We start from the raw sequence: 22,496 nt of genomic DNA, 5'->3' as shown, positions 1-22,496 counted from the left end.
CCCTGCGTGGTGACCGGCCTCGTACCACTTCATCGTCCGCCCGTCCACCCGGGACCGCATCCGGGGCCTCGCCCCCCGGCCACCCCGCTGGAGAGGTCCGGAGCGCCGCGCCGCAACCGCGGCAACGCTCCCACTGACCGACCGGAACCCCCTATTGCCCCATCCTGTGGGTTCCTTGTCGGTTTCCGGCACATCCGGCTACGGCCTGGGCTAGATTCGTGCCCCGCCGATCCCGCATCCATCGGCGATGTCGCAGGAAAGGCTCGGGGGGCGGCGCATGCGCGACTTCGGGAACGTCCGGGCTGCCGCCCCGCACCCGACGGGGTGGCCCGTCATGGCGGGAGGGCTCGCCGACAGCGTCTTCGACACGGCGCGCCGGGACCCCGGCCTGCCCCAGATCGCACGCCGCACCGAGCAGGTCGAAGACCCCTGGAGCCCGGTGACGGCCGTTGAACTGCGGGACGAAGTGGTCGATCTGGCCAGGGGACTCGTCGCCTCGGGCATCCGTCCCGGTCACCGCGTGGCCATCATGGCCCACACCCGTTACGAGTGGACCGTGCTCAGCTGCGCGCTGTGGGCGGTCGGCGCCGAAGTGGTGCCGATCTACCCGACCTCCTCGCACGAGCAGGTCGAGTGGATCCTCAAGGACTCGAGCTGCGTCGCCGTGGTCGTCGAGGACGAGCACGGGGTCATGACCGTCGGATCGGTGTGTGCCTCGCTGCCCCCACTGCGCCACGTCTGGCAGTTGGACGCCGCCGCGCTGGAGGCACTCGTGGAGCGAGGGCGTCCGGTCCCGGCCACGACCGTCGACTCGTTGCGCCGTATCGTGCTGCCGGACTCCACCGCCGTCATCGCCTACACCTCGGGCACGACCGGACACCCCTGCGGCTGCGCGCTCAGCCACCGCAATCTGGCGAGCCCCTGTGACACACTGCTGGCCGGCTGGGGACGCACCGCGGCACCACCCGGTGTACAGCCCGCCATCCTCGTCTTCCTGCCCTTCTCCCATGTGTACGGGCTGATGATCCAGGGGCTGTGTCTGCGCGGCGGCCTGCTCATGGGCCATGAACCCGAACTCCGTGCGGACGTCCTGGCCTCGTCGCTGCTGACCTTCCGCCCCACCTTCCTGTACGCGGTCCCGTTCGTCTTCGAGAAGCTCTACAAGAATTTCCTCCGCACGGCCGAGCAGGCGGGCCGGGGCGCCCTCTTCGAGCGGGCCGTGCGCACGGCGCAGGACTACGCCCTGGCGGTCGAGCGGCAGCGGCTGGGCACCGGGCCCGGGCCCGGTTTCGACCTCAAGCTGCAGCACGCCCTGTACGACAAGGCCGTGTACCGGAAGCTGCGCGCCGCGCTGGGCGGGCGGGTCTGCGGCGCCGTGTCCGGCGGATCGCCGCTGAACCGGGACCTCGTCCTGTTCTACGCCGGGATCGGGATCCTCGTGCACGACGGATACGGGCTCACCGAGACGAGCGGGGGCATCATCGCGCAGCCGGTGGGGCGGGAGAAGATCGGCACCGTGGGACGTCCCGTGCCGGGCGTCGAGGTACGGGTGGCACGGGACGGGGAGATCCTGGTGCGGGGCCCCTCGGTCTTCCAGGGGTACGTCAACGACGACCTGGGCACACACACGGCGGTCCGCGACGGCTGGCTGGCAACGGGCGATCTCGGACAGCTCGACTCCGAGGGGTATCTGTCCATCACGGGCCGCAAGAAGGACATCATCGTCACGAGCGGGGGCAAGAGCGTGTCCCCGGCGGCCCTGGAGGAGCGACTGCGGGTGCATCCACTGATCCATCAGGCGGTGGTCGTGGGCGACAACCGGCCCTGCGTGGGCGCCCTGATCACTCTGGATCCGGAGTTCGTGGCGCACTGGCGCGGCGCCCGGTTCGCGCCGGGCGACGCGCCCGGCCGTGAGGCCCGGGAACAGAACGCACTGCGGCAGGAGGTGGCCCGCGCCGTCGCCGCGGCCAACACCACGGTCTCCCGGTCGGAGTCCATCCGGGTCTTCCGCGTCCTGCCGGAGCCCTTCGACGTGGCCAACGGGCTGCTGACGCCGTCGATGAAACTGCGCCGGGATGTCATCGCACGCCGGTACGCGGTCGAGATCGACGCCATGTACCAGTCCGCGGCCCGCATTCCACGGGAGCGGAGATCGGAAGAGCTGCCGTCCTGGAACGACTCCGACGACGTGTTCCGGCGTGCGAGGTGAGCGGGCGACGCAGCCTCCGCGCCTGTGCGTGCAACGTCCGCTGGACCCCGGGCAGCCGCGCGAGGTCCGCGTCGGCGAGGCGGCGCCGCCCACGGCACCGGATTCGCCCGGTGCGGTGGCCGCGACACCCGCACTGAGCTGTCCGGATGCGCACCTGGGCCGGTGCGGCGCATTCTTGCTGTGACACCCACCCGACGGCCCGGGACGAGGGCAGACCGATGCAAGGGAGCGCCGAGCGCGCGGAGAGCGCATCCGGGACGCCGACCGCCGTGCTGACCGGCGCCGTGGCGGACGCGATCCGCGCCGTCGGCGGCTTCGCGGGCGGCGTGTACCTGCGCTGCAGCACGCCCGCGGTCCTGCGCCTGGCCGTGCTCGCCGGACTGCCGGGCCCATTGTTCCGGCCGTGGTCGCGGCTGCACATGGACCGGCAGTTCCCTGTCGCGGACACCTACCGGCTGGGCACGCCGGTGGTGCTCAACGACGCCGCGGAGACGATGCGGCGCTACCCGCAGCTTGCGGCGGGACTGCCGTTCCGCTTCGGCTCGGTGTACGTGCCCGTGGTGGGCGATACGACGACGTACGGCGTCCTGACCGTGCTGCGACCCTCGGCCGCGGACACCTCCGAGGCACTGCCCGACCGGGGCCGGCTGATGGCGATAGCGGACCGTCTGGGCGAAGCTTTGAGCGCCCTGGAGGCAGCCGGGGCTCCGGTGATCTGGGACCGCGAGCCGCTGTGTGTGCGGCCCCCGGCCACCGGAGTGCACCAGGGCTTCATCGGGCACTTCGTCTGGGACCCCACCGACGCCACGGTCACTGCCGACGACACCTTCTGGGAGCTGACCGGCGGCGCCAAGGACGACATCGCCCGGTCACCTGAGGCCCTCGCCGCGGCCATTTCCCCCGACGACGCGTACCTGGTGCTGTGCGCGCTGAGCGAGACGGCCGCCGGCTCCCCGCCGATGCGTCCGCTGCGGGTGCGGGCCGCGAACGGCTGCCGGCGGATGCTGGAGTTCTGGACCGAGGCATCGACGGGGCGGACGCACCGGGTCGGCGGGCTCGTGGTCGATCCGGGACCCGGACCGGCGGCGGAGGAGGCCACGGACCTCCTCCCGGACGGTGTGTTCGCGTTCGACCGGCTGGGCCTGATCACCTACGTCAACCCGCGGGCCGCGGACCTGCTGGGCCGCCCGCAGGCGGAGCTGGCCGGCCGGCCCCTGTGGGAAGCCGTCCCGTGGCTGGACCGGCCCGCCTACGAGGACCATCTTCGGGCGGCGCTGATCGCGCAGGAGCCCGTGCACTTCCAGGTCCGCCGCCCCACGGCGGGGACCGGGGACGAGTGCGACGGCGACTGGCTCACCCTTTCGGTCTATCCCGGCGTTGATGTCCTGACCTGCCGGGTGTTGCCGCTCGGGCACACCGCGGAGGCACCCTTGCTCGGCGATGCGGCGGCCACGACGGTAGAGGCGCTGAGGACGTGCGACGCGCCCGCCCCGGTGTACCGGCCCATCGTCCTCGCGATCGCGCTGTCCGAGGCGGTGACCGCGCGCCAGGTGTCCGAGGTGGTGATGCGTGAACTGTTGCCCGCGTTCGGCGGGCGTCGGCTGGCCATCTACCTGCTGCAGGAGCGGCATCTGTACCTGGCCTGGGAGACCGGCTTCCCGCCGAGGTTCCTCTCCCAGTTCGAAGGGGTCGGTCTCGATGCCGAACTGCCGGGCGTGGAGACCCTCACCACCGGTCGCCCCCTGTTCTTCGAGTCGATGCAGCAGCTGGAGGCCGCCTATCCGGGCATCCCGCTGGACACCCAGCAGGGGTCACGGGCCTTCCTCCCGCTGATCGCCTCCGGGCGTCCGGTCGGCTCCTGCATCCTGGGCTTCGAGCGCCCGCGTACCTTCAGCGCCGAAGAGCGAACCGTGCTCACCGCACTCGCCGGTCTGATCGCCCAGGCCCTGGAACGGGCCCGGCGCTACGACTCCGAGGCCGCCCTCGCCCGCGGTCTGCAGGAGGCCCTGCTGCCGCACCGCCTGTCCGCCCACCCGCTGGTGGAGACCGCCGGCTGCTATCTGCCCGGCACGCAGGGCATGGACGTGGGCGGCGACTGGTACGACGTCGTCGAGGCCGGCGAGGGGCTGGCCCTGGTCATCGGCGACGTACAGGGGCATGGCGTGCAGGCGGCGGCCACGATGGGCCAACTGCGCAGTGCCGTCCGGGCGTTCGCGCTCCGCGACCACGCCCCGCACCAGGTGATGAGCGGAACCAACCGGCTGCTCATCGATCTCGATCCGGACCAGTTCGCGAGCTGCTGCTACATCCGCCTGGACCCGCTCCTCGGGTACGCGCGGGCCGTACGAGCCGGGCATCCGCAGCCCCTGCTGCGCCACCCGGACGGCCTCACGGAGGTCCTGGACCTGCCGGGCGGGCTGGTGCTCGGGGTGGATCCACAGGCCCGCTACCCGGTGACGCATCTGCGACTGGAACCCGGTGCCGTACTGGCGCTGTACACCGACGGGCTGGTCGAGCGGCCGGGCGCCGACATCGACGAGGGCATCGACGTCGTGCGCAGGGCGCTCTCCGTCGCGGTGGAAGGCACGAAGCGCCGCGACGGACCCTGCCTGGGGGACATCGCGGACCGGCTCATGGAACGGGCGCGGCGCACCCCCGACCGCCCGGACGACATCGCACTCCTGCTGGCACGCTGCCACGAGCCTCCGGGCGACGGCGACGCGTAAAGCGGCGGCGCCCCTGCGGGAGCCGACGCCCTCTTCCGCGGCCGCCCACGGAGCATCCCCCCGCCCGTGGCCCGTCCATGATCCGGGCGACCTGTTGACGCGGACGCCGTACGGGTGCGGTGATGCTCCTTGGCACGACGGCCGACCGTGAGGCGAGGACTGTCCATCGATGGCTCTGCAGATCAGCGCGACCAATCCGGAGCATCCCGCTCTCCTGCTCGACCTGCCCTGGCAACTGCCCCTGGAGGAGTGGCCGGAGCACTACCTCGTGCCGCTGCCGCGCGGTATCTCCCGGCACGTGGTGCGCTACGCGCGCGCCGGAACGGAGGTCGTGGCGGTCAAGGAGCTCGCCGAGCGGCCCGCGGTACGGGAGTTCGAGCTGCTGCGGGACCTCGACCGGCTCGGCATCCCGGCGGTGGACCCGCTCGCCGTGGTCACGGGTCGCACCGACCGGGGCGGCGAGCCGCTGGAACCGGTGCTGATCACCCGGCACTTGGGCGGCTCGATGCCGTACCGGTCGATGTTCGAGACGACGCTGCGGCCCGCCACCATGCACCGGCTCATGGACGCGCTGGCCGTGCTCCTGGTGCGCCTGCATCTCGCGGGGTTCGCCTGGGGCGACTGCTCGCTGTCCAACACCTTGTTCCGGCGGGACGCGGGCGCCTACGCCGCGTATCTGGTGGACGCCGAGACCGGGGAGCTGCATCCCCGGCTGAGCACCGGACAGCGTGATTACGACCTCGACCTCGCGCGCGTCAACATCAGCGGCGAACTCCTCGACCTGGAGGCGTCGGGGGCGCTGCATCCGTCCGTGGAGCCCGTCGCGTTCGGCACGGAGATCTGCGAGCGGTACACCCGGCTGTGGGACGAGCTGACCCGCACGTCCGTGTACCCGGCGGGCAAGTACCACTACATCGACCGCCGCATCCGCCGTCTCAACGACCTAGGGTTCGACGTCGAGGAGATGCAGATCGCGCATTCGGCGAACGGCGACACGGTCACCTTCGTCCCCAAGGTCGTCGACGCGGGACACCACCAAAGGCAGTTGCTCAGGCTGACCGGACTCGACACCGAGGAGAACCAGGCCCGGCGGCTGCTCAACGACCTGGAGAGCTGGATGGCCACACAGGACGACTACGCGCCCGGCGACCCCCTCGCCGCCCGGCCCGAGGTCCTCGCCCACCGCTGGGTGCGCGACGTGTTCCGGCCCACCGTGCGCGCCGTACCGCGCGAGCTGCGCGGCTCGATGGATCCCGCCGAGCTCTACCACGAACTGCTCGAACACCGCTGGTACCTGTCCGAGCGCGCCCAGCACGACATCGGTCTGGACACCGCCGTCGAGGACTACATCGCGAACATCCTGCCCAAGGTCCGCGAGACGCTCGCCGATCCCAAGGACGCGGACGTTCCCGTGCCGCCGTCGGTGTGAACGTTCCGGCGGGCCCGCACCCGGAGCTGTACGTCGTCGATGATGGTCCCCGCCCGCGCGGCGGCCGGGCGGCGTTGCGATGATGGCGCCGAAGGCCCGGCCGGACCGCCACCGGCCGGATGTCGAGAGGCAGGGAGAACAGCACATGACCCCCACCCGTGGGACGTCCGTGGACATCCCCACCCAGGACGGCACGGCCGATGCCTACCTGGCCCACCCGGACGACCACAGCCCCCACCCCGCGGTTCTGCTCTACATGGACGCCTTCGGGCTGCGCCCTTACCTGAAGAAGATGGCCGACCGCCTCGCCGAGAACGGCTACACCGTTCTCGTGCCCAATGTCTTCTACCGTCACGGTCGGGCGCCCGTCGTCGAACTACCGGACTTCATCGACACGTCCGAGCGCCCGGAACTCCTCCAGCAGATCTCGCCGCTCATCCAGTCGCTGACGCCCGAACTGGCGGAGCGCGACGCCGAGGCCTATCTGCGCTGGCTCGCCGACCGCCCCGAGGCCGCGGACGGGCCCGTCGGTGTCACCGGCTACTGCATGGGCGCCCGGCTGGCCCTGCGCACCGCCGGTACCCATCCGGATCGGGTCGCCGCCGTGGCCGGGTTCCACGGCGGACGTCTGGCGACCGACACTCCCGACAGCCCTCATCTGGTGGCCGACCGCATCACGGCGGAGGCGTACTTCGGCCACGCCGACCAGGACCCCTCGCTGCCGTCCGAACAGATCGAACGGCTGGACAAGGCGCTCACGGAGGCGGGCGTCCGCCACCGGGGCGAGGTCTATCCCGGAGCCCGCCACGGCTTCACCCAGGCGGACACCTCGAGCTACCACCCCGAGGCGACGGAACGCCACTGGAGGGAGCTGCTGGCCCTCCTGGACCGCACCCTGCGGGGCGCGGACAGCGCCTCCTAGATCTTGGTCGCCGAACTCCCGTTGTCCGCCCGGAGGGCGGGCCTCGCGGCGGCGTGGGGGCGCCTGCCGCTCGTGCGAAGCCGAGAGTGCGTGCATGGCGTCGCGAGGCAGGCGGGCGTGTCACGACAGGGCCCCGGTCAGTAGCCGGTGGCAGCCCGTCGCGCCTGTTACGGGCGCCGGGAAACGTCCGCAGTCGCCCGGGGGCGTGCCAAGCCCGGGGCGGGCGCGGCTTCGGCGCGACCGAGCCGCCGGGTCCGCTCCGGGATCAGGCGGGCGGTACGACCGCCACCGGGCAGGGCGCGTGATGCACCAGGGCGTGCGCCACCGAGCCGATGCGCGGGCCCACCGGCCGGGAGGCGTGGCGGCCCACCACCACGAGCTGGGCGTGCCCGGCCGCGGAGAGCAGCACCTGGCCTGCACTGCCCATCTCCACGTGCTCGGTCACCGGCACGTCCGGGAAGCGTTCCCGCCAGGGGCGCAACGCCTCGTCGAGCGCCTTCCTCTCATAGGGCTCCAGGCCGCCGGCCTCGTCGAGCAGCTTCAGCGATCCGGGGCTGTAGGCGAAGACGGGCGGCAGGCTCCAGGCCCTCACGACCCGGACGGCCGCTGACCGCGCCGCGGCCGTGGCGAACGCGAACCCGAGCGCGAGCGCGCTGTCGTCCGGCCCGCCGTGCTGGCCGACGACGATCTCGCGGCCGGCCGCCTCCGTCGCGGCCCGGTCGTCGGAGCGGACCAGCACCACGGGCCGGGTGGACTCGGCGATCACCTGTTGTCCCACGGACCCGAGCAGGAAGCCCACGATCGCGCCGTGCCCGCGCGAACCCAGTACCAGCAGCTCGGCCGCGGCCGCCTCGGCGACCAGCGTCCCTACCGGCGACCCCTCCGGCGCCTCTGCGGTCGCGGTCAGCTCCGGGTGCCGTTCGCTGACGGTGCGCCGAACCCCCTCCACGGTCTCCCTCGCCCAGCCCGCCTGGGTGTCACGGTCGGCGGCCGGGGCGATCTCGTAGGGCTGCCACTCCCAGGCGTGCACGATCCGCAGGGGCAGGCCCCGGCGTACCGCCTCGCGAGCCGCCCAGGCCGCCGCGGCGACGCTCTCCGGTGATCCGTCCACTCCCACAGCGATGGGGCGGGTCATACGGCTGCCTCCCTGTTCGTGATCCGGCGGTCCCACGGTACCGATCCGGATGCTCTCCGGGTTCCGGAGCGAAACCGGACGATCGAACATACGATGGGCGGGACGCCGATGAGTTCGGAGTGAGAGACTTTATGACACAGGCTGCCAGCGCAGCTGCACGGACCGTCATCCTGACCGTGGACGACGACCCGGGGGTGTCGCGTGCCGTGGCGCGCGATCTGCGCCGCCGCTACGGCGAGTCGTACCGGATCGTGCGCGCCGAGTCCGGTGAGAGCGCCCTGGAGGCGCTGCGGGAGCTGAAGCTGCGCGGCGACCTGGTGGCCGTGATCATGGCCGACTACCGGATGCCGGAGATGAACGGCATCGACTTCCTGGAACAGGCCCTGGACGTCTACCCGGGCGCGCGGCGGGTGCTGCTGACCGCGTACGCGGACACCGGCGCGGCCATCGACGCGATCAACGTCATCGATCTCGACCACTACCTCCTCAAGCCGTGGGATCCGCCCGAGGAGAAGCTCTACCCGGTCCTGGACGATCTGCTGGACGCCTGGCGGGCCTCCGACTACCGGCCTGTCGCCACCACCAAAGTGGTGGGTCACCGCTGGTCCTCGGGGTCCTCGCGGGTGCGCGAATTCCTTGCTCGCAACCAGGTGCCCTACCGCTGGTACTCGGTGGACACGCCAGAGGGACAGCGGCTGCTGGCCGCGGCCGGGCAGGACGGTGTGCGGCTGCCGCTCGTGGTCACCCCGGACGGCACGCCGCTGGTCGAGCCGGAAGACCCGGAACTCGCGGCCCATGTGGGTCTTGCGACGACACCGACCGCGGACTTCTACGACCTCATCGTGATCGGCGGTGGGCCCGCCGGGCTCGGGTCCGCCGTGTACGGGGCGTCGGAGGGCCTGCGGACCCTGCTCGTGGAGCGGTCCGCGACCGGCGGACAGGCGGGGCAGAGTTCGCGGATCGAGAACTACCTCGGCTTCCCGGACGGAGTGTCGGGCGCCCAGCTGACCGACCGGGCGCGCCGCCAGGCGAAGAAGTTCGGCGCCGAGATCCTCACCGCGCGCGAGGTCTCCGCTCTGGAGGTCAACGGGGCGGCGCGCATCGTGCGGTTCTCGGACGGGCCCGCGATCGCCGCGCACAGCGTGATTCTGGCGACCGGTGTGTCGTACCGGCAACTGAATGCGCCCGGTCTTTCGGAGCTGACGGGGTGCGGGGTCTTCTACGGCTCGGCGCTGACGGAGGCGCCCGCATGCTCGGGGCAGGACGTGTACATCGTCGGCGGCGCCAACTCCGCGGGCCAGGCGGCGATGTACCTGTCCCGGAACTCCAAGTCGGTCACCCTGCTCATACGGGGCGAGTCGCTGTCGGCGTCGATGTCCTACTACCTGATCCAGCAGATCTCCGAGGCGCCGAACATCACGGTGCGCACCGGCACCGTGGTGGAGGCGGCGCACGGCAGCGACCACCTGGAGCAACTGACACTGCGCGACGTGATGAGCGGGCACACCGAACTCGTCGACGCGCAGTGGCTGTTCGTGTTCATCGGGGCTGCCCCGCTCACGGACTGGCTGGAGGGGACCGTCCTGCGGGACGCGAACGGGTTCATCCTGACCGGTCCCGACATGACCTGCGACGGACAGCCGCCGCGTGACTGGGAGCTGGAGCGGCCCCCGTACCACTTGGAGACCAATGTGCCCGGTGTGTTCGTGGCGGGCGACGCGCGCGCCGAGTCCGCCAAGCGGGTCGCTTCCGCGGTGGGCGAGGGAGCCATGGCCGTGATGCTCGTCCACCGGTATCTGGAGCAGTCATGAACCCACAGCACGGGGAGCGGTCGTGAGCGGCCGGCCGATGACGTGCGACCAGGCGGAGCTGAAGACGCTCTTCCTGTTCGAAAAGCTGAACGACGACCAGCTGGCGCGGCTGTGCCGGGAGGGGCGGGTGGAGCAGTTCGAGCCCGGCACGGTGTACACCGAGGGCGAGCCTGCCACCTGCTTCTTCGTCCTCCTGGAGGGCACCGTGGTGCTGTTGCGCCGGGTCGGCGCCGACGACGTGGAGATCTCGCGGACGTCGCAGCGCGGGGTGTACGCGGGCGCCTTTCAGGCCTATCTCGGCGAACGAGCCCGATCCGCGCAGTACGCCGGGTCCCTGCGGGTCACCGAACCGTCGCGGTTCTTCGTCCTGCCCGCCGACACCTTCGCCTCGATCATGCGGGACTGGTTCCCGATGGCGGTGCATCTGCTGGAGGGGCTGTTCTTCGGCTCCAGGAACACGCAGCAGGTCATCAACCAGCGGGAGCGGCTGCTGGCGCTGGGGTCCCTGTCCGCGGGTCTGACCCACGAGCTCAACAACCCGGCCGCCGCGGCCGTGAGTGCGACGGCGGCGCTGCGCGAGCGGGTCGCCGGGATGCGGCACAAGCTGGGCATGATCGCCGCCCGGCGGTACGAGCCGGAGACGCTGCTGACGTTGGTCGACATCCAGGAACGGACGGCCGAACAGGTCGCCAAGGCGACGCCGCTCAGCCCTCTGGAGGCCTCCGACCGCGAGGACGCGATCGGCGACTGGCTCGACGACCGCGACATCCAGGGCGGCTGGCAGCTCGCGCCGACCTTCGTCCAGGCCGGCCTCGACACCGACTGGCTCGACCAGGTCGCGGCGGCCGTCGACGAGCGGACCCTCGAGAGCGCGATCCGCTGGCTCAACTACACGGTCGAGACCGAGCTGCTCATGAACGAGATCGAGGACTCCACGACCCGGGTCTCCACCCTCGTCAACGCGGCCAGACAGTACTCCCAGCTGGACCGGGCGCCTTACCAGAACGCCGATGTGCACGAACTCCTCGACAGCACGCTGCTGATGCTCTCCGGGAAGATCGGCGACCGGATCACGCTCGTCAAGGAGTACGACCGCACGCTGCCGAGCATTCCCGCCTATCCCGGCGAGCTGAACCAGGTGTGGACGAACCTCATCGACAACGCCGTCTCGGCCATCAACGACGTGGGCGGCGAGGGCACGTTGACCGTACGGACCGCGCTCGACCGCGACCAGGTGCTCGTCGAGTTCCGCGACACGGGCCCGGGGGTGCCGCCGGAGATCCGCAACCGCATCTTCGACCCCTTCTTCACCACCAAGCCGGTCGGCCAGGGCACCGGGCTCGGCCTGGACATCTCCTGGCGCATCGTCGTCAACAAGCATCACGGCAGCCTGGATGTCCAGTCCGTGCCGGGCGACACGCGCTTCCAGGTACGGCTGCCCCTGACCTCTGCCGAGTCCGATGTCATCGAGCCGGAGGCCACGGCGCAGCCGGTTTCCCAGGCCTCACCGGAGACGTCATGACCACAGAGAACTCAATCGACCCCAGCGTCCCACCGAGCGGCACCGGCTGTGTGGAGTGCGACGAGGCAGGCGGCTGGTGGTTCCATCTGCGGCGGTGTGCGCAGTGCGGGCACATCGGCTGCTGCGACGACTCGCCCGCCAAGCACGCCACGGCTCACTTCCAGGCCACCGGGCATCCAGTGATCCGCAGTTTCGAGCCGAGCGAACACTGGTTCTGGGACTACACCACGTCCGAACTGTACGAGTCCGGGCCCGAACTCACTCCCCCGGCCTGCCATCCCGAGGACCAGCCTGTGCCGGGACCGGCGGGGCGGGTGCCGGCGAACTGGGCGGAGACGCTCCGCTAGGTGAGCCGTTGACAGTCGGGGGGATCAAGCGGTCGCCACGGTGCGGACCGTGTGGTTTGTGGCGCAGTTCCCCGGGCCCCTGAGGGGACGCGGCCGACCTCCGCAAGCGGCACCGGCAGCCGGGGCGGTGACAGCCGGGCCTACTGGCTGTCCGACGAGGGGCCGGGTATGGCGCTGACCGAGGAGGAGACCGGCGGACACGACGCCCTCACCGCTTGGCCGGGCGCCGACGTCGGGCCGGTGACCGCGCACGTCCGCAGCTGCCGGCCCCTCGTGCCCGGCCGTCTGCTGCTGTGCACGGACGGCCTGTGGCGGTACCTGCCGGACGCCGCCCGGCTGCGGGCCGTGCTCGGACACCGCCCGCCGGTCGCGCGGGCCGATGCGCGCACGCTGGTCGGTCACGCCCTGGACGCGGGCGGGCGGGACAACGTCACCGCCGCCGTCATCCGTGTGGAGCCGAGGCCTCCCGGGACGTGAGCGGCGCCCGCTGGCGGCGCAGCGGACCGCCGTGCAGGGGTGTGGTGTGCCAGCGGGCCGTGAAGGTGCCGTCGTCGAGGGTGCAGGTCACCGTCAGACGGTGCGGTGTCTCCAGGAAGACGACATCGACGCGCAGGGCGCCGGAGTCGGTCCAACCCCCGCTCGCCGCCGTGGGGACCGGGCTTTCGTCCACGGACCAGCCGGAGCCCGGAAGGCGCAGTGCGAGACGCTCCTCGCCCTCCACGAGAGTCACCGTCCAAGCGCCGTCCGCCGCGGCGACCTCGACCTCCGTCAGGGTCGGCTGGTCCGCTGAGCGGCCGCCCCAGGGCGTGAAGCGGGCCCCCGGCCAAGGACCGGACGCCGTCGGTCGGGGGCGCGCTGCGACCGGCGGCAGGGCGAGGCGCTCGAGGCGGTGCTGCAGCGCCTTGTCCTCGTCGGTGCGGCCGGCGAGCGGACCGGGACCGAAGGCGGGCAGCAGATGGCGCCACATCGCGTCGAGCAGTTTCTGCATCTGCTCGGTGGCCGCGGTGGTCGCGATCACGGCGTCGTGCTCGGGAAGGACGACGCAGAACTGGCCGTACGCCCCGTCGCCCCGGTATCCGTGGCGCGACATCCAGAACTGGAAGCCGTAGCCCTGCTGCCAGTCCGACGCGGCGCCCTCGGCCGTCCCGTCGGCGTTGGAGATGTGCGGGCGGGTCGCCTCCGCCACCCAGGAGGACGGCAACAGACGGTTGCCCTCCCACACGCCGTCCTGGAGGTACAGCAGGCCGAGGCGGGCGACCGCGTCCGTGGTGGCATGCAGGCCGCTGAAACCGAGGTCACGGCCGCGTGGATGCTGGATCCAGCCGACCTCGCCGATGCCGAGCGGGTCGAGGATCCTCGGGCGCAGGTACTCGGTCAGGGACTGGCCGGACAGCCGCTGCACCAGCGCGGCCAGCGTGTAGGTCGTGGGCTGGTTGTACGCGAAGACCGTCCCGGGATCGCGGTCCGGCGGGATCAGCAGGAAGCCGCGCACGGGCTCGGCGCGGTCGAGCGCGAACGCCTCGGCGTTCGTCTCGGCGAGGTGCCCGCTCGCCATGGACGCGACGTGCCGGACGAGCATGGCGCGGCTGCGCGGGTCGGTGATGTCCGCCTCGAACTCCGGGAAGTACGAGATCACGGGCGCGTCGAGGTCGAGCAGTCCGTCGGCGACGGCCGCTCCGGCGGCCGTCGAGGTGAAGCTCTTGCTGAGCGAGTACAGCAGGTGGGGGCGCTCGGCGGAGTACGGCCCCCACCAGCCGGAGGCGACCAGACGGCCGTGCCGCAGGATCATGAGGCTGTGCGGCTCGATGTCCGGCGCCGACTCGACCGCGTCGAGGAACGCCTGGATCCCCCGGGCGTCCATCCCTTGCTCGGCGGGTGTGCTGACGGGCAACGGGCGGGTGCTCATCCGGCGGGCTCCTGGACTCTTGCGGGCGGGTGATCAGGACTGCGGTTCGCTGTATCGGCCATCCTTCCGCTGCGGCTCGGGGCGTGTCCACGGCACGACCGCCGGATCCCGAAGCCCAGTTTCCGTGTCCCCCGACCGGGAACCCGCGCTTTATGGTGCAAATCGGATACACGATGATGACCGAACAGACGGGCCCGCGTGAGCTCGTCGACCATGTGGTGCGGGCCGAGGAGGCAGGGTTCGACTTCTCGGTGACCTCGGACCACTACTTCCCTTGGCTTCGGACCCAGGGGCACTCGCCGTACGCGTGGAGTGTGCTGGGTGCCGCCGCGCAGGCCACCTCGCGCATCCCCCTGATGACGTATGTGACCTGCCCGACGGTCCGCTACCACCCGGCGGTGGTCGCCCAGAAGGCCGCGACGGTGCAGCTACTGTCGCAGGGCAGGTTCCGGCTGGGGCTGGGCTCAGGCGAGAACCTCAACGAGCATGTGGTGGGCGAGGGCTGGCCGTCCGTCGAGGTGCGGCACGAGATGCTGGAAGAGGCCGTCGGTATCATCCGCGACCTGTTCGGCGGAGGTCACGTCAGCCACCGGGGCACGTACTTCAGCGTGGACTCGGCACGGCTGTGGGACCTGCCGGACGAGCCGCCGCCGATCGGTATCGCCGTCTCCGGTGAGCGGTCATGCGCCCTGGCCGGCCACCTGGCCGACCTCGTCATCGCCGTGGAGCCGAAGCGGGAGCTTCTCACCGCCTTCGACCGGCACGGCGGCCAGGGCAAGCCACGCGTGGGCCAGTTGCCGGTCTGTTACGACAGGGACCGGGACGCCGCCGTGCGCCGCGCATACGAGCAGTTTCGCTGGTTCGGCGGCGGCTGGAAGGTCAACTCCGAGCTGCCGCACCCCGATTCGTTCGAGTCGGCCACGCAGTACGTCAGGTCCGAGGACGTGGCCTCCTCGATCCCGTGCGGCGACGACCCGGCCGACTTCGTCGAGGCCGTACGGCCCTACGCCGAGGCGGGTTTCACGGAGGTAGCGCTGGTGCAGGTGGGTGGCGACACGCAGACCGCGTTCACGGAGTGGTCGGCGAAGGAGCTGCTGCCGGCGCTGCGGGAGTCCCTGCGCTGACCGCAACGGGGACGCGGCGGCGGGGTGTTGACCGTACGCCGCCATAATGATCGAATGGTCGCCTCCTCCCCCACATCCTTTCTCCGGTCCCAGCAGCGCATCCGCGTCGTGATCGTCGGCGCGGGCCCCGCCGGGCTGACCCTCGCCAACGTCCTGCGCGACGCCTCCGTGGACTGCGTCGTCCTGGAGGCCGAGAGCCGGGAGTTCATCGAACAGCGGCCCCGAGCGGGATTCATCGAGGAATGGGCCGTGCGGGCGCTGGAGCGGCACGGGCTGGCCGGGCGGCTGCTGGAGCGGGCGCAGACGCACAGCGAGTGCGAGTTCCGCATCGGCGGCGAACGGCATCGGTTCTCCTACACAGAGGTGTCCGGACACCACCACTTCGTCTATCCGCAGCCCCTGCTCGTCACGGATCTGGTACGGGAGTACGCGGATGTCAGGGACGGCGACATCCGGTTCGGCGTACGCGAGGTGGAACTGCACGACGTCGACACCGAGGAACCGTCGGTGTCGTACACCGATCCCGGCTCGGGCGAACGCCGACGGATCGCCTGTGACGTGATCGCCGGCTGTGACGGCGCACGCGGTGTGACGCGGGCCTCGCTGCCGCCGGGGCGCGCCCACGTCGCCCGGCTCGACTACGGCGTGGGCTGGCTCGCGCTGCTCGCGGAGGCGCCGCCGTCGTCGGACTGCGTCGTCTTCGGGGTCCATCCACGCGGTTTCGCGGCCCACATGGCCCGCGGCCCGCAGGTCACGCGCTACTACCTCCAGTGCCCGCCCGGCGACGACCCGGAGAACTGGCCGCACGAACGGGTCTGGTCCGAGCTGCGCGAACGGCTGTCCGTGGCAGGTGCTCCGCCGCTGACCGAGGGGCGCCTGATCGAGAAGCGCGTACTGGACATGCACAACTACGTGGTGCAGCCGATGGCGTACGGGAGGCTGTTCCTGGCTGGCGACGCGGCCCACCTCGTGGCGCCGATCGCGGCGAAGGGCATGAACCTCGCCCTGTACGACGCGCTGCTGCTCGCGCACGCGCTCGTGGCGTACTACCGCACGGGAGACGCCGATGGCCTGCGCGACTACTCGGCGGCGTGCCTGCGGCGCGTGTGGGAGTACCAGGAGTTCTCGGAGTGGTTCGCCGAATTGCTGCACGGACCGTCCTCGGGCGATCCGTTCCGCGCGGGCAACGCCACCGCCCGGCTGCGGCGGCTGTTGGACTCCCCTGTCGCGGCGGCCGCGTTCGCGGAGTCGTACATCGGCTCGGGCGGGAACAGTAACCGACGGAAACAGTAACCGACGGTAAGCTACTAGCGAGTAGAGGGTGGGCCGTGTTTTCGCACGTGTGAGCGGCAGAAGGGGAATTGAGGAAAACCCGTCCGTAGAAATCGCCTTTCTTTGAACACCCACCGTCACGCCCGCCGTACAACCGGGAAACCGGAGAGTCCGGTGCGCAGCGAGGGATGACGATGGACCACGGGCAGGCCTCCACACGGGAGTTGATCGCCGGACGGTACCGGGCGCTCGAGGTCGTCCACGAGGAGGAGGGACGGGCCGTCTGGCTCGGCGAGGACGTGGAGTTCGGGCGGCCGGTGTCGCTCACCGAGTCGCGGCTCGCGCCGTTGCAGCCCGAGGTCACGCCGCGCCGCACGGTCGCCCGGATCCTGCGCGAGTCGGAGACCCTGGAGTTGCTCTGCCCCGGCCGGGTCGCCACCGTCCTCGACGTGGTCGACGACAACGGTGTCCTGTGGACCGTGACCGAACGGATCGAAGGCACCCCTCTCGGAGTGGCCCTCGCCCGCGGCCCCCTCAACTACGTGAGGGCGGCCCGAATCGGCCTCGGAATCCTCGATGTACTGGAGGCCGCCCACCGCCGCGGGGTGACACACGGAGACCTGAGCCCCGGGCAGGTGTTCGTACAGGAGGGAGGCGGTGTCGTGGTGACGGGATTCGGGCTGATCGGCACATCCGTCGCCCAGCGGGTCACCGCGCCTTCGTATGCCTCCCCCGAGCAGGCGCGTGGCTCGAGCGCGGGTCCGGCGGCGGACCAGTGGGCGCTGGGGGCGCTGCTGTACGCGATGGTGGAGGGACGTCCGCCGTTCAAGGACCGAGGCCCGGTGGAGGCGACGCTGCGCGCGGTGGACCGGCTGCCGCTGCGCTCCCCGCTGAACGCCGGCCCGCTCGCTCCTGCCGTCACCGGGCTGCTGCGCCGCGACGCCCTGGAGCGGGTGCCGGAGCCCGTGGTGCGCGCCTCGCTGACGCGCATCGTGAGTGAAGACCTCGACGAGCCCACTCAGCAGGCGGTGATGCCGCGCTTCCGAGGCGCGTGGCAGTTCGCCCACCGGGCCGGGCGGGCGTGGGGAAGGCCGGCGGTCCGCAGGTCGGTGCTGGTGGGCGCGGGGCTGGTGGTCGCGGCCTCGTCGGTCGCCGTCCTCGTCGCGGCGGGCCACCCGGACGGGGGCCGTGCGTCCGCGTCCGGCACGGAGCCGTCCCGCTCCGACGCGCCCTCCACGTCGACGGGCCCGACCGGCGACAGCATCGACCGCAAGGCGCTCCCCACCGCGTCGAGTTCGGCCACGGCTCCGTCCCCGTCCGCGTCCTCGAGCGCAACCCGGGATCCGAACGCGGGCTTCCACCGCTACGCGGCCCCCGAGGGCTTCTCCGTCTACCTGCCGCAGGGCTGGAAGCGCGTCCATACGGAGAAGGCCGCCGAAGGCACCTACCGTGTGACGCTCGGCGCGAGCGGGGACCCGCGCACCCTGACGGTCACCTACAGCGTGCGCCTCGGTCCGGACCCGGTCGCGGTCTGGCGGGACCTGGAGCCGTCCCTGCAGAGCACGTACGGCGACTACTCGCGGGTGGGCGACATCAAGGCCGTCACCTACCAGGGTTACCAGGGCGCCGACATGGAGTGGCTGTCCACGGTGGACGGCGTCCGGGTGCGCACCTTCGGCCGCGGCTTCCTCATCGGCGGCAACCGCGGCTTCTCCCTGCGCTGGGCGACCCCCGCCGCCGAGGCCGGGAACACCACCGACCAGCGGGCGTTGAACGTGTTCCTGCGAACCTTCCGCCCGACGACTACCTGACGGCGCACCAGGGGCTCACCCGGGGGCCACAGTTCTGCGGTCCGGACCGCGCCCCCGTGCGGACCGGACCACAGAAGTGGTGACAGCCGGGTTCAGGCCACCGGTCCATGCCGGCGCTCACCAACGGCTCTCGGGAACCCGGCGGTCCGACGTGCGCCGGGCGAGCCACAGAGCGACCGCCTCTGCTATCGGCTGGCCGGTCTCCAGCTCGATGAAGCCGAACTGCCCGCCCTGGTTGCACTCCACTCACGTCCTGGTCCGACGTGAGGATGAGGACCGTCATCCGGGTACGGGCCGTCAGTCGTCGAAGTGGGTCTGGGAACCGGCGGTGGACGTCGTCGTGCCGACCGCCAAAAGCAGGTCCCGGTAACTCACGGCGGGACGGCCGTCGGGGAGCACGTTCAACTGCCGGGAGGAGTCGAAGCGGTACGGCGTCTCTACGGCCGGGAGCCCTCTGGGACGGGCGTAGTTGAGGGTGAACGGTCGCACGGGGAACCTCCGCGTTCTAGGTGTGGCTCTTCCCAACCCTTTACGTCTTCCTCGCGTAAGGAATTCATCACTTTCCGCCACATCAGGGTGAAGGTCATCACATTGCCCGGACACAACCGGCTGGTATCGGGAGGCGTCCCGGCACGCCGGATGCGCACTGAACAGCGGCAGGACAGCCCAGCAGGACGTCAGTCAGTGCCCGAGCCACGACCACCGGAACCCGAGTATCAGCATCAATGTCAGTGCCCTCGGCAACAATGCCGGGCAAAGATCATCCGGCCTCCCGGGCGGGATGCCCTCCGTCCGTGCCCCCGAAAGGCTGACCGACCATGACGCGCCCTCGGCTCAGTTCCCGTGCTGCCGAAGTGCTGCGCCTGATCACGAACCAGCACCTGCCGGTCTTCCTCACGGTCCATGCGAACGGGCGGCACCGGTGGGGCTGTTGGCAGTCCGGCGGCCGTCCCGTGGCGCTGCCCACCGACGAGTGCGACGCGCTGTACGAGGCAGGGCGGATCGTGCTCGGCGACCCGGTGGTCGACCGGGCCAAGACCACATACCGGGTACGGGCCGCCGCGCGCGGTGCCTCCCACGCGGCACGCTCCGCCCTGACCGCCTGACGGTCCGACCGGTCGGGGCATCCCGCCGACCGGTCTTCCGGCGTGCGCCTACCAGCGGCCCTCGACCTGCTCCTTGATCCGCCGGTCGTACAGATCCCGGATCGCGTCGAGCGTGTCCTGCGAGAGCGGAGGCAGCTTCGCGACCGCCGCGTTGGCGCGGGCCTGGTCCGCCGACCGGGCACCGGGGATGACGGTGGTCACGCCGGGCTGCTGGACGACCCAGGCGAGCGCCAGCTGGGCCGGGGTGAAGCCCTCCGGGGCGAGCCCGGCGAACTCGGCCGCGGCCTCCACGCCCGTCGCGAAGTCGACGCCGGAGAACGTCTCGCCCTGGTCGAAGGCTTCCCCGTGCCGGTTGAAGGACCGGTGGTCGTTCGCGGCGAAGACCGTGTCCTTGGTGTACTTGCCCGACAGCAGACCGGAGGCCAGCGGCACACGCGCGATGATGCCCACGCCGGCCTCCCGAGCGGCCGGGAGGACCTCCCGCAGCGGCTTCATGCGGAACGGGTTCAGGATGATCTGCACGCTCGCCACGTTCGGGCGGGCGATCGCGGTCAGCGCCTCGTCGCACGTCTCCACACTCACGCCGTACGCGGCGATACGGCCCTCCTCGACCAGGGTGTCGAGGGCGTCGTACACCTCGTCGGAGGAATAGACGGGCGTCGGCGGGCAGTGCAGCTGCACCAGGTCGATGCGATCGACCCCGAGATTGCGCCGGGAGCGGTCGTTCCAGGCGCGGAAGTTGTCCAGGACGTAGTTCTGCGGGATCTGGTCGAGGCGCCGGCCCATCTTGGTCGCCACCAGCACGTGCAGATCGGGCCTGCCGAGCAGGAAGGCGGCGATGGTCTGCTCGCTGCGCCCGTCGCCGTACACGTCGGCGGTGTCGAAGAAGGTCACCCCAGCTTCGGCCGCCGCCTCCAGTACCTCATGGGCGTCCTTGTCGTCGACGTCGCCCCAGTCCGCACCCAGTTGCCACGTGCCCAGGCCGATGACCGACGCGTGCTGCCCCGACCTGCCGAATTCTCGCTCTTCCATGCGGCCAGTCTGTCACCCGCACCCGCGCGTGGCCGGAACGCCCCCGTCCTGCGCGCCTCACCGGGAAGTCGTCACCGGCCGGGTGCGGCACGCCCGCACACACCGACTAGATTGATGGCCGCCGACCGAGGAGCAGCCAGCCGTGCCCGCCCGCCCCCGCCTTCTGTACGTGACCGACCTGGCCTACCAGGCCCGCGGGCGGCGTTACTGCGACGAGGACATCGCTCTCTCCTCCCGGCTGCGCGGGGACTTCGACATCGCCCTGTGCCATCCGCTGGACGCCGGGGCGCTGCTGGACGGCTTCGACGCCGTCGTGGTGCGCAACAGCGGACCCGTGCTGCACTACCAGGAGGCGTACGACACCTTCCGTGCCCGGGCCGTGGCGCGCGGCAGCCGTGTGTACAACCCGCTGACCGGCCGGGCCGACATGGCGGGCAAGCAGTATCTGCTCGACCTGACGGCAGCCGGGCATCCGGTCATTCCCACCGCCGACCGGCCGGAGGACCTGGACCGGCTGCCCGAGACCGATCTGTACGCGGTCAAACCCAAGGCGGGAGCGGACTCCATCGGTCTGGACTTCGTGCCCGGAGACCGGCTGAAGGACCTGGCCTGGGGCGACATCCTGGTCCAGCCGCGCATCGACTTCCGCTACGAGGTGTCGTTCTACTACGTCGACGACGTCTTCCAGTACGCCCTCCACGCCCCCGACCCCGGGCGGCGCTGGGTCCTCGAACCATACGCGCCCACGGACGCAGACCTCACCTTCGCCCGGCGCTTCATCGACTGGAACACCCTCGAGCACGGTATCCAGCGCGTGGACGCCTGCCGCACCCGGGACGGGGTCCTCCTGCTGGTCGAGCTGGAGGACCTCAACCCCTATCTGTCCCTCGACCTCGTCCCCGGCCGGACCGGCGACGCCTTCGTCGCCGCGATGACGGCCTCGCTCCACCGGTATCTGGAGGCGGAGCCCCGCGTCTGACGTCCTCGGCCCGGCGGTCGCACCGAGGCGGTCAGCCGGTGGCGGGCGGTGCGGTCCGTCGCAGCTTCCGTACGGCGAGGGCCAGGTGGAGGCGCAGGCGCCCGTGCGGGGAGTGCACGTCCCAGCCGAGCACGTGTTCCAGCTGCGTCAGGCGCTCCTGCAGCGTGGAGTGATGCACCGTCAGCTCCGTCGCCGCGGACCGCAGGCTGGGGGAGGACGCCACGGCGTGCAGGGTCGCGGCCGCCCACGGGTTCTCGGCGACGGCACGCTCCACCGCGAGCAGATCCGGGATCGCGGGTGTGTCCGGCCCGACCGCGTCGGCGAGCAGGGCCAGAGCGCCCAACGCGTCGGCGTGGACCGTGCGCGGCCCCGGGTCCTGCGGGGTCCCCTCGGCGGTGAACCGGAGCGCGGTGCGGGCGGCCGCCCACGACACCGGCAGTCGTACGGGCTCCACGGCGGGACCTATCCCCGCCCGCGGCCCCTCCGGCGCCCCCACCTGCGCCCCCTCGGCGGACTCGACCCGAGCGCCGCCGCCGTACAGCGCCACCGCCCGTACCCGTTGCCCCGCGTGGAATCCGAGGCGGGCCGCCGCGCGCACCCGCACGGGCGGCGGTGCGGACGCGTCCAGCACCGTCTCGACGAGCGCCGGGTCGTCGGCCGGTCCGGTGGCGGGTGCCCGGCCGCGGGTGCGGTCCAGGACCACGCGTACGGCCGTCACGGCGCGCTCCAGGATCATGGCGTGGACGCCGTCGGGCGGGCCTGGGTGTTCGAGCCACAGACCGGCCTCGTCCCGGTGCGGGCCGGTGCGGTCGGGGCCCGCCGGGGAGGGCGGCACGGCCCGCGGAGCACGGACGGACGCACCGGGCGCGAGGGGCGCCGAGGGCCACGCCGGGTCGGGCGGGCCTGCCGCGTCGTGGCGGCGTCCGTCCGGTTCGACGCGGACGCGGACGCCACGCCGTTCGTCGACCAGCCGGGCGGGGCTGCCGGACAGGACCGCGGCACCGCGCACCAGCGCCTCGAGGCCCGCGCGGTCCTCCGTCAGGCGGTCGAAGTACGCGATGACCCGCAGCGCGGCTCCCGCGTCGGGATCGAGCGCCGCGAGCCGTCCTGCCAGCTCTTTCACGGGCACCATCCTGCGGCCGTGCGCGCGTTGTGCCAAGGGCCG

At 71.8% G+C, this 22,496-nt stretch carries 18 protein-coding genes and 1 pseudogene; 13 read left to right on the top strand and 6 right to left on the bottom strand.

Annotated features, from left to right (window positions below; translation table 11 throughout):
- Positions 1–277: 277 nt before the first annotated feature.
- From ACZ3TS_RS14815 to ACZ3TS_RS14800, 4 genes are all read left to right on the top strand, one after another.
- Positions 278–2,209 carry an AMP-dependent synthetase/ligase gene (locus tag ACZ3TS_RS14815; protein WP_467617584.1) on the top strand — a complete coding sequence of 644 codons (1,932 nt, stop codon included), beginning with the start codon at positions 278–280 and terminating at the stop codon, positions 2,207–2,209.
- Between the two features lie 218 nt (positions 2,210–2,427).
- Complete coding sequence (locus tag ACZ3TS_RS14810) at positions 2,428–4,935, top strand: SpoIIE family protein phosphatase (protein ID WP_467617581.1); 2,508 nt, start codon at positions 2,428–2,430, stop codon at positions 4,933–4,935.
- Positions 4,936–5,104: 169 nt separating this feature from the next.
- The gene (locus ACZ3TS_RS14805; protein ID WP_467617579.1) at positions 5,105–6,364 is read left to right on the top strand and encodes a DUF4032 domain-containing protein; all 1,260 of its coding nucleotides are present in this window, start codon (positions 5,105–5,107) and stop codon (positions 6,362–6,364) included.
- Positions 6,365–6,509: 145 nt separating this feature from the next.
- The gene (locus tag ACZ3TS_RS14800; protein ID WP_467617576.1) at positions 6,510–7,286 is read left to right on the top strand and encodes a dienelactone hydrolase family protein; all 777 of its coding nucleotides are present in this window, start codon (positions 6,510–6,512) and stop codon (positions 7,284–7,286) included.
- Positions 7,287–7,551: 265 nt separating this feature from the next.
- On the opposite strand, the gene ACZ3TS_RS14795 is transcribed toward ACZ3TS_RS14800, so the two are convergent.
- A complete protein-coding gene (locus ACZ3TS_RS14795; protein ID WP_467617572.1) occupies positions 7,552–8,421 on the bottom strand; it encodes a universal stress protein in 870 nt (289 codons plus the stop codon).
- A gap of 131 nt (positions 8,422–8,552) precedes the next feature.
- Here ACZ3TS_RS14795 and ACZ3TS_RS14790 point away from each other — a divergent pair, with 131 nt between their 5' ends.
- The 4 genes from ACZ3TS_RS14790 to ACZ3TS_RS14775 all read left to right on the top strand — a co-directional run bounded on the left by ACZ3TS_RS14790 (position 8,553) and on the right by ACZ3TS_RS14775 (position 12,578).
- Positions 8,553–10,232: an NAD(P)/FAD-dependent oxidoreductase gene (locus ACZ3TS_RS14790; RefSeq protein WP_467617569.1), complete on the top strand. Its 1,680-nt coding sequence runs from the start codon at positions 8,553–8,555 to the stop codon at positions 10,230–10,232.
- A gap of 22 nt (positions 10,233–10,254) precedes the next feature.
- Positions 10,255–11,754: an ATP-binding protein gene (locus ACZ3TS_RS14785; protein ID WP_467617565.1), complete on the top strand. Its 1,500-nt coding sequence runs from the start codon at positions 10,255–10,257 to the stop codon at positions 11,752–11,754.
- On the top strand, positions 11,751–12,101 hold the full coding sequence (locus ACZ3TS_RS14780) for a UBP-type zinc finger domain-containing protein (RefSeq protein ID WP_467617562.1): 351 nt from the start codon (positions 11,751–11,753) through the stop codon (positions 12,099–12,101). The genes ACZ3TS_RS14785 and ACZ3TS_RS14780 overlap by 4 nt, the downstream gene beginning before the upstream one ends.
- A gap of 168 nt (positions 12,102–12,269) precedes the next feature.
- Positions 12,270–12,578 (top strand): PP2C family protein-serine/threonine phosphatase, encoded by a 309-nt coding sequence (locus ACZ3TS_RS14775; protein ID WP_467617559.1) that lies wholly within the window; start codon positions 12,270–12,272, stop codon positions 12,576–12,578.
- Here ACZ3TS_RS14775 and ACZ3TS_RS14770 read toward each other — a convergent pair.
- Entirely contained in the window at positions 12,544–14,007 is a 1,464-nt protein-coding gene (locus ACZ3TS_RS14770; RefSeq protein WP_467617556.1) for a serine hydrolase domain-containing protein, read from the bottom strand. The two genes, ACZ3TS_RS14775 and ACZ3TS_RS14770, sit on opposite strands and share 35 nt — an antisense overlap.
- A 152-nt stretch (positions 14,008–14,159) precedes the next feature.
- On the opposite strand from ACZ3TS_RS14770, the gene ACZ3TS_RS14765 reads away from it, so the two are divergent.
- The 3 genes from ACZ3TS_RS14765 to ACZ3TS_RS14755 all read left to right on the top strand — a co-directional run bounded on the left by ACZ3TS_RS14765 (position 14,160) and on the right by ACZ3TS_RS14755 (position 18,214).
- Positions 14,160–15,131, top strand: coding sequence for an LLM class F420-dependent oxidoreductase (locus ACZ3TS_RS14765; RefSeq protein ID WP_467617553.1), 972 nt, complete (start codon positions 14,160–14,162; stop codon positions 15,129–15,131).
- A gap of 54 nt (positions 15,132–15,185) precedes the next feature.
- The gene (locus ACZ3TS_RS14760) at positions 15,186–16,424 is read left to right on the top strand and encodes a 4-hydroxybenzoate 3-monooxygenase (protein WP_467617550.1); all 1,239 of its coding nucleotides are present in this window, start codon (positions 15,186–15,188) and stop codon (positions 16,422–16,424) included.
- Between the two features lie 173 nt (positions 16,425–16,597).
- Complete coding sequence (locus ACZ3TS_RS14755; protein ID WP_467617547.1) at positions 16,598–18,214, top strand: serine/threonine protein kinase; 1,617 nt, start codon at positions 16,598–16,600, stop codon at positions 18,212–18,214.
- Between the two features lie 117 nt (positions 18,215–18,331).
- Here ACZ3TS_RS14755 and ACZ3TS_RS14750 read toward each other — a convergent pair.
- Both ACZ3TS_RS14750 and tgmA read right to left on the bottom strand, forming a co-directional pair.
- Positions 18,332–18,460 (bottom strand): annotated as a pseudogene (locus tag ACZ3TS_RS14750) (ATP-grasp ribosomal peptide maturase); the annotation flags it as partial.
- Between the two features lie 51 nt (positions 18,461–18,511).
- Positions 18,512–18,703: a putative ATP-grasp-modified RiPP gene (gene tgmA, locus ACZ3TS_RS14745; RefSeq protein ID WP_467617544.1), complete on the bottom strand. Its 192-nt coding sequence runs from the start codon at positions 18,701–18,703 to the stop codon at positions 18,512–18,514.
- 329 nt (positions 18,704–19,032) lie between these two features.
- On the opposite strand from tgmA, the gene ACZ3TS_RS14740 reads away from it, so the two are divergent.
- Entirely contained in the window at positions 19,033–19,320 is a 288-nt protein-coding gene (locus tag ACZ3TS_RS14740) for a hypothetical protein (protein ID WP_467617542.1), read from the top strand.
- Between the two features lie 48 nt (positions 19,321–19,368).
- Here the strand turns inward: ACZ3TS_RS14740 and ACZ3TS_RS14735 are convergent, their stop codons facing one another.
- A complete protein-coding gene (locus ACZ3TS_RS14735; RefSeq protein ID WP_467617539.1) occupies positions 19,369–20,352 on the bottom strand; it encodes an aldo/keto reductase in 984 nt (327 codons plus the stop codon).
- Positions 20,353–20,494: 142 nt separating this feature from the next.
- Here ACZ3TS_RS14735 and ACZ3TS_RS14730 point away from each other — a divergent pair, with 142 nt between their 5' ends.
- Complete coding sequence (locus ACZ3TS_RS14730; RefSeq protein ID WP_467617537.1) at positions 20,495–21,331, top strand: ATP-grasp domain-containing protein; 837 nt, start codon at positions 20,495–20,497, stop codon at positions 21,329–21,331.
- Between the two features lie 31 nt (positions 21,332–21,362).
- Here the strand turns inward: ACZ3TS_RS14730 and ACZ3TS_RS14725 are convergent, their stop codons facing one another.
- Complete coding sequence (locus tag ACZ3TS_RS14725; protein ID WP_467617535.1) at positions 21,363–22,454, bottom strand: helix-turn-helix domain-containing protein; 1,092 nt, start codon at positions 22,452–22,454, stop codon at positions 21,363–21,365.
- Between the last annotated feature and the right edge of the window lie 42 nt (positions 22,455–22,496).

This window comes from Streptomyces sp. NPDC022910 (assembly GCF_055561075.1).
This window is presented reverse-complemented; position numbering and strand designations above follow the sequence as displayed.

Bases quoted from the DNA above. Each gene is read 5' to 3' on its own strand.
- ACZ3TS_RS14815 (WP_467617584.1), top strand. From the start codon at position 278: ATGCGCGACTTCGGGAACGTCCGGGCTGCCGCCCCGCACCCGACGGGG.
- ACZ3TS_RS14810 (WP_467617581.1), top strand. From the start codon at position 2,428: ATGCAAGGGAGCGCCGAGCGCGCGGAGAGCGCATCCGGGACGCCGACC.
- ACZ3TS_RS14805 (WP_467617579.1), top strand. From the start codon at position 5,105: ATGGCTCTGCAGATCAGCGCGACCAATCCGGAGCATCCCGCTCTCCTG.
- ACZ3TS_RS14800 (WP_467617576.1), top strand. From the start codon at position 6,510: ATGACCCCCACCCGTGGGACGTCCGTGGACATCCCCACCCAGGACGGC.
- ACZ3TS_RS14795 (WP_467617572.1), bottom strand. From the start codon at position 8,421: ATGACCCGCCCCATCGCTGTGGGAGTGGACGGATCACCGGAGAGCGTC.
- ACZ3TS_RS14790 (WP_467617569.1), top strand. From the start codon at position 8,553: ATGACACAGGCTGCCAGCGCAGCTGCACGGACCGTCATCCTGACCGTG.
- ACZ3TS_RS14780 (WP_467617562.1), top strand. From the start codon at position 11,751: ATGACCACAGAGAACTCAATCGACCCCAGCGTCCCACCGAGCGGCACC.
- ACZ3TS_RS14775 (WP_467617559.1), top strand. From the start codon at position 12,270: ATGGCGCTGACCGAGGAGGAGACCGGCGGACACGACGCCCTCACCGCT.
- ACZ3TS_RS14770 (WP_467617556.1), bottom strand. From the start codon at position 14,007: ATGAGCACCCGCCCGTTGCCCGTCAGCACACCCGCCGAGCAAGGGATG.
- ACZ3TS_RS14765 (WP_467617553.1), top strand. From the start codon at position 14,160: ATGGTGCAAATCGGATACACGATGATGACCGAACAGACGGGCCCGCGT.
- ACZ3TS_RS14760 (WP_467617550.1), top strand. From the start codon at position 15,186: ATGGTCGCCTCCTCCCCCACATCCTTTCTCCGGTCCCAGCAGCGCATC.
- ACZ3TS_RS14755 (WP_467617547.1), top strand. From the start codon at position 16,598: ATGGACCACGGGCAGGCCTCCACACGGGAGTTGATCGCCGGACGGTAC.
- ACZ3TS_RS14740 (WP_467617542.1), top strand. From the start codon at position 19,033: ATGACGCGCCCTCGGCTCAGTTCCCGTGCTGCCGAAGTGCTGCGCCTG.
- ACZ3TS_RS14735 (WP_467617539.1), bottom strand. From the start codon at position 20,352: ATGGAAGAGCGAGAATTCGGCAGGTCGGGGCAGCACGCGTCGGTCATC.